Source organism: Oleiphilus sp. HI0043, assembly GCF_001634935.1.
This window is the reverse complement of record NZ_LWEY01000361.1, coordinates 1-1,042: the sequence shown is the minus strand read 5'-3', so window position 1 is coordinate 1,042 and position 1,042 is coordinate 1. Positions and strand designations below refer to the sequence as shown.

1 protein-coding gene is annotated in these 1,042 nt (G+C 37.1%); it reads right to left on the bottom strand.

Features of this window, described 5'->3' with window-relative positions; genetic code table 11:
• On the bottom strand, positions 1–423 hold a 423-nt coding region (locus tag A3729_RS05020; RefSeq protein ID WP_156497676.1), incomplete at its 3' end, for a carboxypeptidase-like regulatory domain-containing protein.
• Positions 424–1,042 lie beyond the last annotated feature (619 nt).

The following is a 1,042-nucleotide window of genomic DNA, read 5'->3' as shown; positions in this document are numbered from 1 at the left end:
AGGGGCTTTATTAGTATCAAGTACCTTGCCAGACAGGACAAGAAAATCGAACTGTAAATCACGTATTGTATCTACATAAACTTCAAAATCTTCGGATGAGATAGCTACACTATTTGGCGCACCAGAAAGCGAAACATCCGATGCTATAAAAGAGGCTCGAAGCACATAACTACTAGGCGAAACATCCCATTCATAGGCGCCATCTGAACTAACTTTTTGGGTGTCTCCAATTTGAAGAAAAGTATCATCTTGCAATACTTCAAAGAGAGTTACGCTCGCACCATCAATTAAGTTTCCCTGATGATCTTTCACTACGCCACTAAGGCTTGCTGCATGCACCACAAGTGAAAAAAATGCTAGGAAAAAGCTTAGGACAAGCGTGAATCCTCTGCCTTTCATAAAACCCAATAGTTTTTTACACATGCAGCATCTCCAGACAGAAGAGAAGTTCTTAACAAAAAGAAAATTTGATAAAACAAAACAAGGTGGAGCAGCTAAATAGTATAGCTCGTTTTATCAACTTCACTATTTCAGTGAAACCAACATACCTCGACTGATTGCCGTAGAGGCATTATTCCCAGCATTCATCGTCGCAGATGCCCACCAATAACTCATTACACACTTTGTTCCGCTTTTGTTAACAACTATGTCACGGAAATAACAGTCAATAATGCAAAGGAACTGAATAGGTCACACATATAAGAAGTGTTGCTACATTATTGTGCCGATGGTAGTGCGTTTTATTAGCAGAGTAGAACACATGATAACGAAGCGAATCACCATATACATAACCACGATCTATTTAACATAATATATATTATGCGCACTTATATATTCTGGTGAAGCGTAATTGACTGGTACTTGTGGGTGAGCAACTAAAGAACTAAACTTTTGCAACTAAAAAGCTAAAATTACAACTATATCTATAAATTGGGCAAACTAACTTATGAGGGTGCTTTTTTCAGTTAAAGCAGTTTTTGATATTATCTGGATTACCAATATTCGAGTATTTTGATTTTGAATGTGCATGTTTTACAACGTA